The sequence below is a fragment of the Spirillospora sp. CA-294931 genome, from assembly GCF_050946795.1.
In the GTDB taxonomy this organism is placed as follows: domain Bacteria; phylum Actinomycetota; class Actinomycetes; order Streptosporangiales; family Streptosporangiaceae; genus Spirillospora.
The window spans coordinates 7842964-7857362 of record NZ_CP192006.1 but is presented as its reverse complement, the minus strand read 5'-3'; the positions used below and the strand labels follow the sequence as shown (position 1 = coordinate 7857362).

General features: G+C 73.8%; 10 protein-coding genes and 1 pseudogene. 8 read left to right on the top strand and 3 right to left on the bottom strand.

Translation table 11 applies throughout. From position 1 onward, the window contains the following. Positions 1-7: 7 nt before the first annotated feature. The 3 genes and pseudogenes from ACQPY4_RS35500 to ACQPY4_RS35490 form a co-directional block, all read left to right on the top strand. The gene (locus ACQPY4_RS35500; protein ID WP_433328627.1) at positions 8-796 is read left to right on the top strand and encodes a glycosyltransferase; all 789 of its coding nucleotides are present in this window, start codon (positions 8-10) and stop codon (positions 794-796) included. Beyond that, the gene (locus ACQPY4_RS35495) at positions 793-2103 is read left to right on the top strand and encodes a glycosyltransferase family 4 protein (protein WP_433328625.1); all 1311 of its coding nucleotides are present in this window, start codon (positions 793-795) and stop codon (positions 2101-2103) included. The genes ACQPY4_RS35500 and ACQPY4_RS35495 overlap by 4 nt, the downstream gene beginning before the upstream one ends. Positions 2104-2186: 83 nt before the next feature. Then, positions 2187-5060, top strand: a pseudogene (locus tag ACQPY4_RS35490) (alpha-(1->3)-arabinofuranosyltransferase domain-containing protein); the annotation flags it as partial. A gap of 1093 nt (positions 5061-6153) precedes the next feature. Here ACQPY4_RS35490 and ACQPY4_RS35485 read toward each other — a convergent pair. After that, entirely contained in the window at positions 6154-7386 is a 1233-nt protein-coding gene (locus tag ACQPY4_RS35485) for an acyltransferase family protein (RefSeq protein ID WP_433328623.1), read from the bottom strand. Between the two features lies 1 nt (position 7387). Beyond that, complete coding sequence (locus ACQPY4_RS35480; RefSeq protein WP_433328621.1) at positions 7388-8140, bottom strand: methyltransferase domain-containing protein; 753 nt, start codon at positions 8138-8140, stop codon at positions 7388-7390. Positions 8141-8297: 157 nt separating this feature from the next. Between ACQPY4_RS35480 and ACQPY4_RS35475 the strand changes: the two genes are divergently transcribed. The 5 genes from ACQPY4_RS35475 to ACQPY4_RS35455 all read left to right on the top strand — a co-directional run bounded on the left by ACQPY4_RS35475 (position 8298) and on the right by ACQPY4_RS35455 (position 13510). After that, positions 8298-9317 (top strand): DUF3068 domain-containing protein, encoded by a 1020-nt coding sequence (locus ACQPY4_RS35475; protein WP_433328619.1) that lies wholly within the window; start codon positions 8298-8300, stop codon positions 9315-9317. Between the two features lie 85 nt (positions 9318-9402). Further along, positions 9403-10512 (top strand): NAD(P)H-dependent flavin oxidoreductase, encoded by a 1110-nt coding sequence (locus ACQPY4_RS35470; protein ID WP_433328617.1) that lies wholly within the window; start codon positions 9403-9405, stop codon positions 10510-10512. A gap of 88 nt (positions 10513-10600) precedes the next feature. Next, positions 10601-11824 carry an ABC transporter permease gene (locus ACQPY4_RS35465; protein ID WP_433328615.1) on the top strand — a complete coding sequence of 408 codons (1224 nt, stop codon included), beginning with the start codon at positions 10601-10603 and terminating at the stop codon, positions 11822-11824. A 22-nt stretch (positions 11825-11846) separates the two neighbouring features. Next, positions 11847-12821, top strand: coding sequence for an efflux RND transporter periplasmic adaptor subunit (locus ACQPY4_RS35460; protein ID WP_433328613.1), 975 nt, complete (start codon positions 11847-11849; stop codon positions 12819-12821). Further along, a complete protein-coding gene (locus ACQPY4_RS35455; protein ID WP_433328611.1) occupies positions 12821-13510 on the top strand; it encodes an ABC transporter ATP-binding protein in 690 nt (229 codons plus the stop codon). Before ACQPY4_RS35460 ends, ACQPY4_RS35455 begins: the two co-directional genes overlap by 1 nt. On the opposite strand, the gene ACQPY4_RS35450 is transcribed toward ACQPY4_RS35455, so the two are convergent. Further along, the gene (locus ACQPY4_RS35450; RefSeq protein WP_433328609.1) at positions 13507-14340 is read right to left on the bottom strand and encodes an NAD(P)H-binding protein; all 834 of its coding nucleotides are present in this window, start codon (positions 14338-14340) and stop codon (positions 13507-13509) included. The genes ACQPY4_RS35455 and ACQPY4_RS35450 overlap by 4 nt on opposite strands. Positions 14341-14399: the final 59 nt, after the last annotated feature.

The window sequence follows — 14399 nt, the reverse complement described above, 5'->3', positions numbered from 1 at the left end:
GGCCCTGATGGGCGCCGAAGGCCGCCGAGCCGCGATGCTGGAGATCGTCGTCCCGGCCCGCAACGAGGCCGGACGGCTTCCGGCCGGTCTCGCGGCGCTGTGCGAGAAGCTGAACGACCTGTCGGTCCCGGCCGAGGTGATCGTGGTCGACAACGCCAGCACCGACGGGACGGCCGAGATCGTCCGGGGCTGGCGCGACCCCGTCCCGGTCCGGCTGGTCCACTGCGCCGAGCGGGGCAAGGGGGCCGCCGTGCGGGCGGGCCTGCTGAGCACCCGCGCCCCCTACGCCGGGTTCGTCGATGCCGACATGGCCACCGATCTCGCGGCCCTCGACCGCGTCCTGGACCTGCTCGGCGACGGCCACCCGGTGGTCGTGGGCTCGCGCAGGCACCCCCTGTCGGACGTCCAGGACTACGGCCGGCCGCTGCGGCGCCTCGGCGCGATCACGTTCAATCGGGTGGTCAGAGACCTGGCGGGCGACGTCCCCGACACGCAGTGCGGCTTCAAGTTCTTCTCCGGGCCGCTGGCCCGGGCGGCGGCCGCCGATCTGCGGACCACGGGCTTCGCCTTCGACGTCGAGCTGCTCATGCACTGCGTCCGGCGGGGCGCCCCGGTCACCGACATCCCCGTGGTGTGGCGCGACCAGCCGGGGAGCACGTTCTCGATGGCCAGGCACTCGGGGCCGTGCCTCCGGGATCTGGCCCGCATCCGGGCCATGGGCGGACGCGCCGCCGCCCCGGCGCGGTCGCTGGCGGACGCCCCGCTGTCCAGCCCTTCGGGAGCCGGGCCGGGATGAGCGTGAGGTTGGCGGTCGTCAACTGGCGGGACCCCTGGCACCCGGCGGCGGGCGGTGCCGAGCGCTACGCCTGGGAGCAGGCGCGGCGGCTGGCGGCCGGTGGGATGCGCGTGGCGTTCGTGACCTGCCGGGCGCCCGGGCAGCGGCGCCGCGAGCGGATCGAGGGCGTGGAGTTCGTGCGGCTCGGCGGCCGGTTCACCGTCTACCCGCTGGTCCTGCTCTGGATGCTGGCGCACCGCCGGTCCTTCGACGCCGTGCTCGACTGCCAGAACGGCATCCCGTTCTTCACCCCGTGGGTCCTGCCGCGCCGGGTGCCGGTGTTCTGCGTCATCCACCATGTGCACGACGGGCAGTTCGGTCTGTACTTCCCGCCCTGGCTGGCCTGGCTCGGCCGGGTCCTGGAGGGGCCGGTCAGCCGCTGGACGTACCGGCGGCACGCGTACGTGGTCGTCTCGCCCTCGACCCGGACGGCGGTGCGCGAGCGGCTCGGCTGGAAGGGCCCCGCGTACGTGGTTCCCAACGGGACGACGCCCCCCGGGGACGTGGCCGTCCCGGAGAGCCCCGCCGGGCTGGTGTGCGTGACGCGGCTCGTCCCGCACAAGCGCCTGGGGCGCCTGCTCCGGCTCGCCGAACGGCATCCCCGGCTCCGCCTCGACATCGTCGGGGACGGCCCCGAGCGCGCGGCGCTGGCCGCCCGGATCGCCGAGCGGGGGCTGGACGGCCAGGTCACGCTGCACGGCTACGTCCCGGAGGAGACCAAGAACGCGCTGGTGGCCCGGGCCGTCCTGCATCTCAGCACGTCCCAGGGCGAGGGCTGGGGGCTCAGCGTGATCGAGGCGGCGGCGCTCGGCGTCCCGACCGTGGCCTACGACGTGGACGGCCTGCGCGACGCGGTCCGCGACGGCGTCACCGGCTGGCTGGCCCGCGACGACGACCTGGACGGCGCCGTCGAGCGGGCCCTGAAGGAGCTGGCCGACCCCGCCGCGCGCCGCGCGATCGGCCGGGCGTGCCGGGCCTGGGCGGCCGAGTTCGACTGGGACCGGACGACGGCCAGGACGCGCGGCCTGCTGGAGGCGGCCGTGGCGGCGGGCTCGGCCTCGACCGGCGATGACCGGGCGCATGTCGTGCACCGGTACGGTGACGAGCGACCACGGGTCGTGGAGGGGCCGGCCCGCGACGCGCTGCTGGCCGCCGGGCGGGTGCGCGAGTCCCGTCCGGCCAGCGAGCCGGAGCGCCTGCTGGGACGGGCCGTGGACGCCGCGAAGGGAGCGAGCGCGAGGTGGACGGGCGGCTGCGAGAACGGCTGAGGGCAGTGGTGTGCTGCCTGGCGCTGTCCGCGCTGGCGTTCGCCACCCGTCCCGGCGCGATCCTCGCCGACACCAAGATCGACATGGCGGTCAACCCGCTGGGGTTCCTGGGCCGCGCCCTGCACCTGTGGGACCCCGAGCAGTTCGGCCAGCTCCAGAACCAGGCCGTCGGCTACCTGTTCCCGATGGGCCCCTTCTACGCCCTGGGCGATCTGATCGGGATGCCCGCCTGGATCACCCAGCGGCTCTGGCTCTCGCTGCTGATGTGCCTGGCGTTCACCGGCACCCGCAAGCTGGCGGCCCGGCTGGGGATCGGCGGTCCCGACAGCAGGCTGGTCGGGGCGATGGCCTACGCGCTGGCACCCAGCGGGCTGTCGACGCTCGGGCAGATCTCCTCGGAGTACATGCCGATCGCCATGCTGCCCTGGATCGTCCTGCCGCTGGTCACCGCCGTCGAGGGCGGCGGGCGCGCGCGGGCGGCGGCGCGGTCGGGCATCGCGATCGCCTGCTGCGGCGGCATCAACGCCACCGCCACGGCCGCCGTGCTGATCGTTCCGTTCCTGTATCTGGTGACGCGGCCGCGCTCGGCTCCGCGCGTGCGGCTGACGGCCTGGTGGTCGGCCGGGGTGGCGGCGGCCACGGCCTGGTGGCTGGTCCCGCTGCTGCTCACCGGCACCTACGGGTTCTCCTGGCTCACCTACACCGAGAAGGCCGCGACCACGACCGGGCCGACCAGCCTGCTCAACGTGCTGCGCGGCGCCGAGCGCTGGGTCAACTACCTGATCGTGGACGGCCAGGTGTGGTGGCCGCTCGGGCACGCGCTGTCGGTGAACCCGCTCGCGGTGCTGCTCACCGGGGTCGTGGCCGCGCTGGGCATCGCGGGACTGCTGAGCCGCCTCCTGCCCGAGCGGACGTTCCTACTGCTCAGCCTGCTGTCCGGCCTGGCGATCCTGTCGATGGGCCATCTGGGGGAGCTTCAGGGCCCGATCGCCGAGCGGCTCCAGGACTTGCTGGACGGCCCGCTCGGCCCCCTGCGCAACCTGCACAAGTTCGACGCCGTCGTCCGGCTCCCGCTGGCCCTCGGGCTGGCCCATCTGCTGCTCGTCGCCCGCAAGCAGGCCGTGTGGCGGCGGGTCGCCCTCGTCCCCGCGGCGGCGGTGGTCGCGCTCGGCGGCATCGGCTTCACGGCCGTCTCGCACGGCCTTTCGGGGCAGGGCGAGTTCGCCCAGGTCCCCAAGTACTGGCGGGACGCGGCCTCGTGGCTCAACGCGCGGGCCGGTCAGCAGGGCGTGCTGGCCCTCCCCGGGGCGCCGTTCGGCGAGTACCTGTGGGGCCGTCCGATGGACGACATCGTCCAGCCCCTCCTCACGGCCCGTTGGGGGGTGCGGCAGCTCGTCCCGGCCGGTTCTCCCGGGTACACGCGGGCCCTGGACGCCGTCGACCAGCAGGTGCGGTCGGGGCAGGGCTCGCCCGGCCTGTCGGCGTTCCTGGGGCGCATGGGCGTCCGGTACGTCCTGGTCAGGAATGACCTGCGCCGCGAGACGCTGCGTGGCGGCTGGCCCGCGCGGCTGCACCAGGCGCTGGAGTCCTCCACCGGCCTGACCCGCGTCGCGGCGTTCGGCGCCGAGGTCGGCGGCGACCTCACCGACGACGCCGTCTCGGCGGTCGACCAGCGGTATCCGGCACTGGAGGTGTACGAGGTCGAGGGCGCCGACGACGTGGCGGGCCTGGCCGATGCCGACGATCCCGCGCGTGTTTACGGGGGGCCGGAGTCGCTGCTGGCGATGGCCGACGGCAAGGCGCTGCCCCGGCGGCCCGTCCTGCTCGACGACGACGCCCCCGACCTGCGCGGACGTCCCGTGGTGACCGACTCGCCCCGGCTGCTGAGCCGTAATTTCGGCGAGCTGCACCAGACCTCGCAGACGCTGAGCACGGCCGACCGCGACCGCGCCCTCGACGTGCTGGACGACGGCTGGGAGAAGTACGCCACCCGCGTCTCCTACGGCGGGGGCGTCCGGAACGTGACGGCCTCCACGTCGGCGGGCGGCGCCGACGGCGTCCCGCAGGCCCGCAAGGCCGAGGCGGTCCCGTACGCGGCCCTGGACGGCAACCCCTACAGCGCCTGGGAGACCGGCGGCTGGGAGGGCCCGGACGGCCAGTGGCTCAGGGTCGACTTCGAGCGGCCCCGCGACCTCCGGAAGATCACCGCCTCCTTCGTCCAGAGCGCCTCGCTGGGGCCGCCCGTCGGCCGCGTCGCGGTCGAGACCGAGGCGGGACGGGTCGAGCAGGCGGTCCGGCCGGACGCGACCGCGCAGAACCTGAAGGCCCCGGCGGGCTCCACCCGGTGGCTGCGGATACGGATCGTCAGCCTCGCCTCGAAGGTCCCCATCCCGGCGCTCACCCGCGCGGGCCTATCCGAGCTCACCATCGACGGGGTCACGCCGAGCCGCACCTACACGCTGCCCTCGCCCAAGGGCATGAAGGGTCCCGCGACCTATGTGATGAGCCGGGTTCCGGGTGCCGCTCCCGAATGCATGAAAGGCCCCAAACGCTGGGTCTGCTCCGACTCCCTCGGCTCCCGCGACGAGGAGGGCGAGGGCTTCGACCGGACGTTCACGGCCGACCGGGCCCACAAGGCCGGGCTGACCGGGACGGCCGTCCTCACCGACGCAAGGCTGGCCGCCCAGTACACCGCGGCGAGGGGCGACCCGCTGGTGGCGGCGAGCACCACGCTGACCGGCCACCCCGCGAACCAGGCCAGGTCGGCGTTCGACGACGACCCCGCGACGGCATGGATCGCCGGGGCCAAGGACAACGCGCCCACCTACACCGTTGCGTGGGGCAAGGCGTCCAGGGTCTCCGCGCTGACGGTCGAGCGGCCTCCGGCGGCGGGCGGCCCGATGCGGGTGCGCGTCGAGGGGCGCTCCGGCGAGACCCGGGAGGCCGTCACCGACGCCAAGGGGCGCATCGCGTTCGCGCCCCTGACGACCGACCGGCTCACGCTGACCTTCCACCGGGAGGGACGGATCCAGCCGGTGCAGATCACCGACGTGGCCGTGCCGGGCGTGAAGCCGCTGCGGGACGTCGAGGAGTTCCCGCTGCGCCTCAAGTGCGGCTTCGGGCCCCAGTTGCGGCTGGGCTCGGCACGGATCGCCACCCAGGTGACCGGGACCATGGGCGACCTGCTGGCGGGGCGGCCCGTCCGCTTCACCTCGTGCAGGGACGCGCAGGTCAAGCCGGGCACGAACCGGCTGGCCTCGGCGCCGCTCGACTCCTACCGCGTCGAGTCGGCCGTGCTCGGCGGCGGGGACAGGCTCTCCGGCGGGGAGGGGACGCGGGCGGTCCGCGTGGCCGACTGGTCCTCGGGCTCGCGCGAGGTCGAGGTGGACGCCGAGCGCACCTCGTTCCTGGTGGTGAACGAGAACTTCAACGCCGGCTGGAAGGCCGTGGCGGGCGCCACGACGCTGCGCCCGGTCCGGCTGGACGGCTGGAAGCAGGGCTGGATCGTGCCCGCGGGCTACCAGGGCGCGGTCACGCTGACCTACGAGCCCGACGGGTCGCAGCGCGTCGCGGTCGTGGCCGGGCTCAACGTGCTGCTGCTGATGGTGATCGTGGCGCTGTGGCCCGCCCGCGGGGTGCGCGAGCCCGCGCGGTCGTTCCCCAAGGCCAGGGGCTGGCCCGCGTGGGCGGCGCTCGCCCTGACCGGGGCCCTCGGCTTCTGGGCGGCCGGGCCCGTCGGCCTCGGCGTGACGGCGGGCGTCGGCGTGGTGACCTGCTGGGCCCGCACGCGCGGGTCGCGGGCCGCCCGGGTCCTGGCCTCGCCCTGGGTGTTCGCGGGCGCCGTGATCGCCGGGACGGGCTGCCTGGCGGTGGCGCTGCGGTTCGACCTGATCGACAACCCGGCGTTCCCTTCGGGGACGCTGGGCGGCCTCGTCCCGCAGGTGGCGGGCCTGGCCGTCCTCGGGCGGCTGGCCGTGGAGCTCTGGCGGCCCCGGCCGCGCGGCGCCGACGGGATCGAGCTGAACTGGACCGCCCCGGCGGGGATCGAGATCAGCTGGACCGGGCGGGCTCCGGCCGGGGCTCCTCCCGAGGACGGCGGCGCCGGTGCGCCAGGCTCTGGAACGGGCGCTCCACCAGGTAATAGCTCGCCGTCGCCGCTGCGATGGACGCCGCGAGCAGGAGGGGGAGGTCCGTCGCCACGTCCCCCCGGAACATCCGATCCGCCCACTCGTACCAGCCAACGATGATCAGCATCTGCCACAGGAACAGGCTGTAGGAGATCCGTCCGAGAAAGCGCATGACCGGGTTGCCGAGGACGCGCTCCAGCGCCGGGTGGCCGTCCGGGGCGAGCGCCACCGGCCCGACGAACGCCAGCGCGCACAGGCCGGAGACCACCAGGTCGAGCGCGGAGGTCCAGAACACGTCCGGGGCCGCCAGCGACAGCGGGCCGGTGGCCGGGGTCGAGGCGATGACGTAGAGCAGCGCGGCCCCGGCCCAGCAGGAGCCCCACGAGCCCGCGACCGTCGCGCACACGACCGCGACCGGGCCGCGCGGCTCCAGGCGGGCCCAGACCGTCAGCACCGCCAGGGCCATGCCGAGCGCGAACCAGGCGAAGTAGTGCGGCAGCCACAGGCCGAGCAGCGGGTGGTGTTCCGGGACGTAGATCGCGAGCGTGTAGGCGAAGGAGAGCGCGGCGTAGGCGCCGATGCCGGTCAGCAGGCGGCGGGCCCGGTCCGCCACGTCCACCGGGTCGGTGCGGCGGGCGTACCAGGCGAGGACGGCGGCGGTGAGGGGGAGCGCCAGGTACCAGGCGAACTCGACCGTCAGGCTCCAGATCTGGCCGAGGTGCGCGGGGCCCAGGCTGCTCTGCCACCAGGGGTCGGGCAGGTAGGTGTGGGTGAGCGTCAGCAGCGAGACCCAGGTTCCGGCGTCGCCGATGTGGCCGCGTCCCGCCGTGACCATGAAGCAGATGACGACGACCCAGAACACCGGAAGGATGCGCAGCGCGCGCTTGCGCAGATAACCGCCGATCTTGGGCGCGGGCCGCCCGTCGAGCACCGAGGCCGCCCAGGGCCGGTAGAGCAGCAGCCCGGACAGCGTGAAGAAGATCGGGACGCCGACCTGTCCGCCGTTGTAGAGCCAGCCCCAGCCCCCCGCGGTCAGATCGCCGGAGTTGGCGGCCACGTGGTAGACGAGCACCGCCAGTGCCGCCACCGCGCGCACGCCGTCGAGCGTGTTCTGGTGACCGGAGATCGGCGGCGGCCGGAGGTCGTCCCCGGCCATGTCAGCCGTTCCCGTCCCGCTTGCGCAGGACCAGCAGCAGGTTCCAGGTCGCGATCTCGCGGATGCCGGGGACCCGGACCACGCCCCGGGCCCAGCGCGGGTGGTAGCGCGGGACGGCGTCCACGACGCGCACCTCGGCCGTGCGCGAGCGCGCCCAGGCCAGCGCCGACGACACCGAGACGGGGTGCAGGCTCTCGCCGAAGCGGTTCTTGGGCGGACGTCCCGTGCGGCGCTCGTAGCGGCGCGCGGCGCGGTCGCCGCCCAGGTAGTGCCAGGGCGAGGTCTCGTGGCCGCCCCACGGCGACAGCCAGTTGGTGAACGACAGGAACACCGTGCCGCCCGGCCGGGTCACGCGGACCATCTCGTCGGCCATCCGCCACGGGTCGGGCACGTGCTCCAGGACGTTGGACGAGAAGCACACGTCGGCCGCGCCCGTCCGGAAGGGGAGCGCCAGGGCGCTGGCCACCAGCGCGTTGTCGCCGGGCTTGCCGTGCGCGGTCAGCTCGCCGAGGTCGTGGTCGACGCCCGTGCAGCGGGCGCCGAACGACTCGAGGGCCCGGCTGACGAAGCCCGACCCGGTGCCGACGTCGATGACCGTGGCCCCGTCCAGGTCGGTGTACGAGCGCAGCTGGTCGGCGGTGTCGCGGGCCATCAGCGCGTAGTAGCCCTCGGGGTCGGCCTGCTCCTTGCGGAACGAGCCGAACAGCCGGAGGGAACGCTCCAGCGTGGCGTCGTGCCTGCGCGCCGTCTCCATGGCCACCTCGCGGGGTCGGATCGTAGCCGGAGCTTACCCGCGAGTAGCCGGGGCGCGGGAGGCTTCCGGGAAGCCTTCTGGGGGTCCTGTAGGGTAACCGAACACGCTGGGTACGGCCCGCGAGACCGGTGCCGGCGGCACCGCTGGGAGGGAGTTCATGCGGCGACAACTCGGGCTGATCTCGATCGCCTCGGGCGCCTTCTTCCTCAGCCTCGCGCCACTGGTGAAGTTCTACGTCGCCGACCAGGTCGTGCTGGCCCCGCTCAACCGCTACAACCTCACCCGCCTCGAGGCCAGGGGCGCCACCTACTTCGACACCGCGACGCTGAAGACCCGCTCGGGCGCGACGCTGCGGGCCACCAACACCGTGCGGGGCGACGTCCGCGCCAACAACGGCGACGACGACATCGCGGTGTGGGACTCCACGACCAACATCGTCGACCTCGACAACCCCGACAAGCCCATCCAGGTCCAGGGCTACCGGATGGCCTTCGACCGGCGCTCCTCCGAGCTGGTCAACTGCTGCGGGTCCAATGTCGACGGCGACAACAGCGTGCGGATGACCGGCTACGGGCTGCTGTGGCCGCTGGCGAACGTCGAGAAGCGCGACTACCCGTTCTTCGACATGACCACCCGGCAGGCCCAGCCCATGCGGTTCATCGCCGAGGACGAGGTCCGGGGCCTGCCGGTCTACCGGTTCGTCCAGCAGATCCCCAAGACCAAGACCGCCTCGGTCGACACCAGACTGCCCGGGTCGATGCTCGGTCTCGGGGCCAAGAGCAAGCCGCAGAAGGTCGACCGCTACTCCGAGGCGACGATCAGCGTCTGGGTCGACCCGCGCACCGGCATCCCGGTCAAGCACCAGCAGAACATCCACAGCACCGTGCAGACCCCCGACGGACGCGGCCGCATGACGGTCGCCTCGGCCCGGCTGGTGACGATCGACGCCGACCAGAAGTCCCTGGTCGACATGACCAAGGGGAAGGCGTTCCAGATCAGCGCGGTGCGCGCGCTCATCCCGGTCGGGTCGCTCCTGCTCGGGGTGATCCTGCTGCTCACCGGCGCGATCGCCCTGGTGTCCGCGCGCAACCACCGGCCGGCGCCGCCCGAGGCGCCCCGCCGCGCGGACGGCAAGTTCGGCGACCCATCGGCCCGCCCGCACGTCAACCATCAGTGATACAGGTTCTCGCTGCCTTCACCACGGTATCGACCGCAAAGTAGAACCCGTTGCAGTTTTGTGGGACGGCGCCTACTGTCGAGGCGTGCGGACACGAGTCACCGAGCTATTCGGCATCGAGTACCCGATCTTCGCGTTCAGTCACTGCCGCGACGTGGTCGCCGCCGTGAGCCGCGCCGGCGGCATGGGCGTCCTGGGCGCCCTGTACTTCACCCCCGAAGAGCTGGAGGTCGAGCTCGACTGGATCGACCGCAATGTCGGCGGCCGTCCCTACGGCGTCGACGTGGTCATGCCCGCCGCCTACGAGGGTGCCGGGCTGGGTGACGCGGGCGAGCTGCTCGACCGGCTCCGGGGCATGATCCCCGACGGGCACCGCGCCTTCGTCGAGGACCTGCTGGCCGAGCACGGTGTCGAACCCTCCGGCGAGGGCGCCGGAAAGGCCCTGCTGGGCTGGACGGACGCCACCGCGCGCCCCCAGGTGGAGGTGGCGCTGCGCCATCCCATCGCGCTGCTGGCCAACGCGCTCGGGCCGCCGCCCGCCGACGTCGTCGCCCAGGCCCACGAGCGCGGCGTCAAGGTCGCGGGCCTGGCCTCCAACGCCCGCCACGCCCGCAAGCAGGTCGAGGTCGGCGTCGACATCATCGTCGCCCAGGGCACCGAGGCCGGCGGCCACACCGGCGACGTCGCCACCATGGTCCTGATCCCCGAGGTGGTCGACGCGGTCGGCCGCGACACGCTCGTCCTGGCAGCCGGGGGCATCGGCCGGGGACGCCAGATGGCGGCCGGGATGGCGCTCGGCGCCGACGGCGTCTGGACGGGCTCGATCTGGCTCACCGTGGACGAGGCCGACACCCCCGAGCGGACCCGGGCCAAGCTGCTGGCGGCCACGTCCCGCGACACCGTCCGCTCCCGCTCCTGGACGGGCAAGCCCGCCCGCCTGCTGCGCACCGCCTGGACCGACGCCTGGGAGAGCGAGAACGCGCCCGGCACGCTCCCGATGCCCCTGCAGTTCATGCTGATCTCCGACGCGCTGCGCCGCGTCCACCGCTCCGGTGACGGCGAGCTCGTCACCTTCCCCGTGGGCCAGATCGTCGGGTCCATGGACCGGACCAGACCCGTCGCGCGGGTCGTCTACGACCTGATCGAGGAGTACATCGAGGCGGTGGACCGGTTGAAGACCATCACCGGCGCCTGAGCATCAGACCAAAAGATGAGATCGCGCTCCGAATGATCACTCTGTGGGAGCACGCGCCGGGGCCCCGTTGATGGAACCCTCTCGGACCATGCCCGTGTGGGGAATGGTCCTCTCCGCCTTCGCGGAAATCCGTACCAGCAAGGTCCGCGTCACCCTCTCGCTGCTGTGCGTCTCGGCGCTCGTCGCGGTCGTCACGCTGGCGATCGCGCTCGGCGGGCTCGCACAGCAGGCGCTCGTCCAGACCTTCGAGCAGGAGACGGGACGGCCGGTCACGCTCACCCTCGACGTGCCCAGCGACAACGGCCCGTCCACGCTGTCCGACCAGGCGATCGCGAAGATCGAGGCCGACCTGCGCCGGTACCGCATCGTCGGCAGCCCCTTCCGGCAGGCCGACTCGGTCACGTTCCGCCAAGTGCTCCCGGGCGGGACGCGTCCGATCAAGCCCGACACCGACGCCGGGCCCGCGAGCGTCTACGGCGTCGACTCCGACCTCGGCCGCATCCGCCGGATCCCCATGGCGTCCGGGCGGTGGCTGGTGCCGTCCGACGATCATCGGTTGGAACCGCAGCTGGTGGTGGGCCGCAAGTTCGCCGACCGCCTCGGCCCCGACCCGTTCCGCGCCGTCCTGGAGATCGGCACCCCGAGGGCCTGGGTCCGCGCCCGCGTCGTCGGCGTCATCGGCGGCTCCACGCCCTGGGCGGCGAACGAGATCTACATGCCCTACAAGGCGATGGCGCGCTGGCGGGTCGGTGCGGAGACCACCAGCTACGTCATGCGGGTGCCCAAGGCCGACGCGGACCGCGCCCGCGAACGGATCAGGGCGGACGCCACCACGGCCTGGGGCCTGGGGCCCGGGGCCCAGGTGATGCGCAACGAGGGCGACACCTCGGTCATCGGCGGCACCTTCGGCAAAGTCCTGGTGGCCGTGGCGGTCTTCCTGCTGATCCTCGGTTCGCTCCCGGTGCTGGTGCTCGGGCTCATGGCCGTCCGGCAGCGGCGCAGCGAGCTCGGCGTGCAGCGCTGCTTCGGCGCCACGGGCCCGGACCTGTTCCTCACCGTCCTGCTGGAGGCCCTGATCGTCTCGTGCGCGGGCGGGGCCATCGGGGTCGGCGGCGTGTACGCGATCAGCGGACCCCTCTTCGGCTTCGTTTCCGACCGGGGGCCGTTCGCCTCCAGCGACCTGACCCTGACCTTTCCCTGGCGGGCGGCGCTGCTCGGCATGGGCGTCGCGGTCTGCGTCGGCCTGTTCACCGGCCTGATCCCGGCGCTGCGCGCGATGAGGCGCTCGGTGATCCAGGCGATCCGCAGTTAGCGGAAAAGGAGGGACCACCATCATGCCCCGTTGGGGAAACCGCCTGGCCAAGGCCGGGATCGTCGTCACTGTGCTCGGGGTCGTCGGCGGCACGGGCTGGCTGGCCGGCAACGGCGCCGCCACCCCGCCCGCCCCGGCGGCCGACCTGCCCGCCACCGACCTGTCGCCCAAGACCATCGAGGTCGGCACGGCCTCGCTGGTCAGCCGGCTCGTCGTGGACGCCACCGTGCGCGCCGACCCGCCGGTGCCCGTCCGGCCCGCCAAGCCGGGGACGGTCGCGGCCGTCCACCGGTCCAACGGCCAGCGCGTCGGCAAGGGCGAGCCGCTGCTGACCATCAAGGCGCCCGGCACCGGCAAGAAGGCCAAGCCGGTGAACGTCGCGGTCACCGCACCCGTCGCCGGACGGATCTCCGGGCTGACCGCGGTGACCGGGCAGGAGCTCTCCCCCGCCGACGCGGTCGCCCAGCTCGACCCGGGCCGCTTCCAGGCCGTCGCGACCATCGACGGCAAGGAGGTCTACAAGCTCTACAACCGGCCCGAGTCGATCACGATGGCCATCGACCACGGCCCGGCGCCGTTCTCGTGCCGCCTCCTGAAGTACGGCGCGGGCGCCTCGGGCAGGCAGCAGCAGGACTCCGGGCCGGAAGGCGGCGGCGGAGCAGGAGGCGACAACGTCGAGGTCACCTGCCGCATCCCCGCGCGCCAGCGGGTCTTCGCCGGGATCAGGGGCAAGCTGTCCATCACCACGGACTCGGTGCGCGACGCGGTCGTCGTCCCGCTGTCGGCGGTGCTCGGCGAGGCCGGCAAGGGCCGCGTCACCGTGGTCGGGGCGGGCGGCGAGCGCAAGAGCAGGCCGGTGAAGCTCGGCATCAACGACGGCAAGCAGGTCGAGGTGCTGGACGGCCTGGAGAAGGGCGAGAAGATCCTCGACCGGGCGCCCCTGGACGCCGAGTTCGACGTCCCGGAACCGAAGGCCGAGCCGGAGCAGGGCGGCTGATGGGCACCGACGTCCTGGAGATCGCCGGGATCACCAAGCGCTTCAAGCTGCGCGGGCGGGCCGAGCCGCTGACCGTGCTCTCCGAGGTCTCGCTGACCGTCCGGCCCGGCGCCACCGCCGCGATCGTCGGGCTGTCGGGCGCCGGCAAGTCGACGCTGCTCAACGTCCTCGGGCTGCTGGAGCGACCCGACGACGGCACCGTCCGGATGTACGGGCGCGAGACCACCACGATGCGCGAGCAGGACCGGGCCAGGCTGCGCGGCGAGACGATCGGGTTCGTCTTCCAGCAGCTCAACCTGCTCCAGCGGCGCACCGCCCGCCAGCAGGTGGCGGCGCCGCTCCTGTACGCGGGCGGCCGCGCGCTGCGCCGCCGCCACGAGCTGGCCGACGCGGCCCTGGAGCGCGTCGGGCTCGGCGAGCGCCTGCACGCCACCCAGGCCAGCCTGTCCGGCGGCGAGCAGCAGCGCGTGGCGATCGCCCGCGCGCTGATCCGCGACCCCCGGCTCATCCTGGCCGACGAGCCGACCGGCGCGCTGGACCCCCAGACCGCGGGCCAGGTCATGGACCTGCTGTTCACCCGGGCCCGCGAGGAGGACCGCGCGCTGATCCTGGTCACCCACGACCACGCGCTGGCCCGCCGCGCCGACGACGTCTACGTCCTGGACGAGGGACGGCTGGCCCCCGCCTAGCGGAACGCGCCGGTGTGCTCGGCCGCCCACTGGCGGAACGAGCGCGGCGGCGCCCCGGTCAGCTCCGTCACCACCGGGCTGACCGGGACGGGACGGGTCCGCAGCGCGCCGATCAGGGCGTCGACCAGATCGGCGGGCCGTCCATCGGCCAGCATGTGCGCCCGCGCGTCCGACTCTGACACGCCCTCGAAGCGCAGCGGTCTGCCGATCGCCGCGCCGATCGCCGCCACCTGGGCGGCACGGTCGATCACCTCGGGACCGGTGAGGACATGGCGGGCGCCCGCGTGCCCCTCCTCGGTCAGCACCCGGGCCGCGACCGCCGCGATGTCGTCCTCGTGGATCACCGCGCGCGGGCCGCCGACCGGGCCCCGCACGACGTCCGACGACCGGATCTGCCCGGCCCACCCCAGGGCGTTGGACGCGAACGCGTCGGCCCGCAGGAACGTCCACTCCAGCCCGGACTCCTGGATCACCCGCTCGTTGCCCGCGTGGAAGCCGCTGATCGGATCGCCCTGCCTCTCCGCCGCGTCGTCCACGCCGGACGAGGAGAGGTACACCACGCGCCCGGCATGCCGGGCGAGCACGTCCAGCAGCTCGGCCAGGCCCCCGCTGCCCAGGATCGGCCAGACCAGGAAGACCGCGTCGGCGCCCTTGGCCGCCTTGTCGAGCGAGCCCGGGTCCAGCAGGTTCCCGGCCGCGAGCTCGGCCCCCTCGGGCAGCGCGGCCGTCCCGGGATCACGCACGAGCGCCCGCACCGCGTGGCCCGCCTCCGCGAGCCGGGCCGCCACCCGCCGCCCGGCGTTCCCGGTCGCACCTGTCACAAGAATCATGCGATCAAGCCTGCGACCTCAACCGCGCTGGAGGTCAAATCCCCTACTAGGGTTGGCCG

Excerpts from the sequence above, each read along its gene's own strand:
- ACQPY4_RS35485 (WP_433328623.1), bottom strand. The coding sequence starts at position 7,386 with ATGGCCGGGGACGACCTCCGGCCGCCGCCGATCTCCGGTCACCAGAAC.
- ACQPY4_RS35465 (WP_433328615.1), top strand. The coding sequence starts at position 10,601 with ATGCCCGTGTGGGGAATGGTCCTCTCCGCCTTCGCGGAAATCCGTACC.
- ACQPY4_RS35480 (WP_433328621.1), bottom strand. The coding sequence starts at position 8,140 with ATGGAGACGGCGCGCAGGCACGACGCCACGCTGGAGCGTTCCCTCCGG.
- ACQPY4_RS35475 (WP_433328619.1), top strand. The coding sequence starts at position 8,298 with ATGCGGCGACAACTCGGGCTGATCTCGATCGCCTCGGGCGCCTTCTTC.
- ACQPY4_RS35450 (WP_433328609.1), bottom strand. The coding sequence starts at position 14,340 with ATGATTCTTGTGACAGGTGCGACCGGGAACGCCGGGCGGCGGGTGGCG.
- ACQPY4_RS35460 (WP_433328613.1), top strand. The coding sequence starts at position 11,847 with ATGCCCCGTTGGGGAAACCGCCTGGCCAAGGCCGGGATCGTCGTCACT.
- ACQPY4_RS35500 (WP_433328627.1), top strand. The coding sequence starts at position 8 with ATGGGCGCCGAAGGCCGCCGAGCCGCGATGCTGGAGATCGTCGTCCCG.
- ACQPY4_RS35495 (WP_433328625.1), top strand. The coding sequence starts at position 793 with ATGAGCGTGAGGTTGGCGGTCGTCAACTGGCGGGACCCCTGGCACCCG.
- ACQPY4_RS35455 (WP_433328611.1), top strand. The coding sequence starts at position 12,821 with ATGGGCACCGACGTCCTGGAGATCGCCGGGATCACCAAGCGCTTCAAG.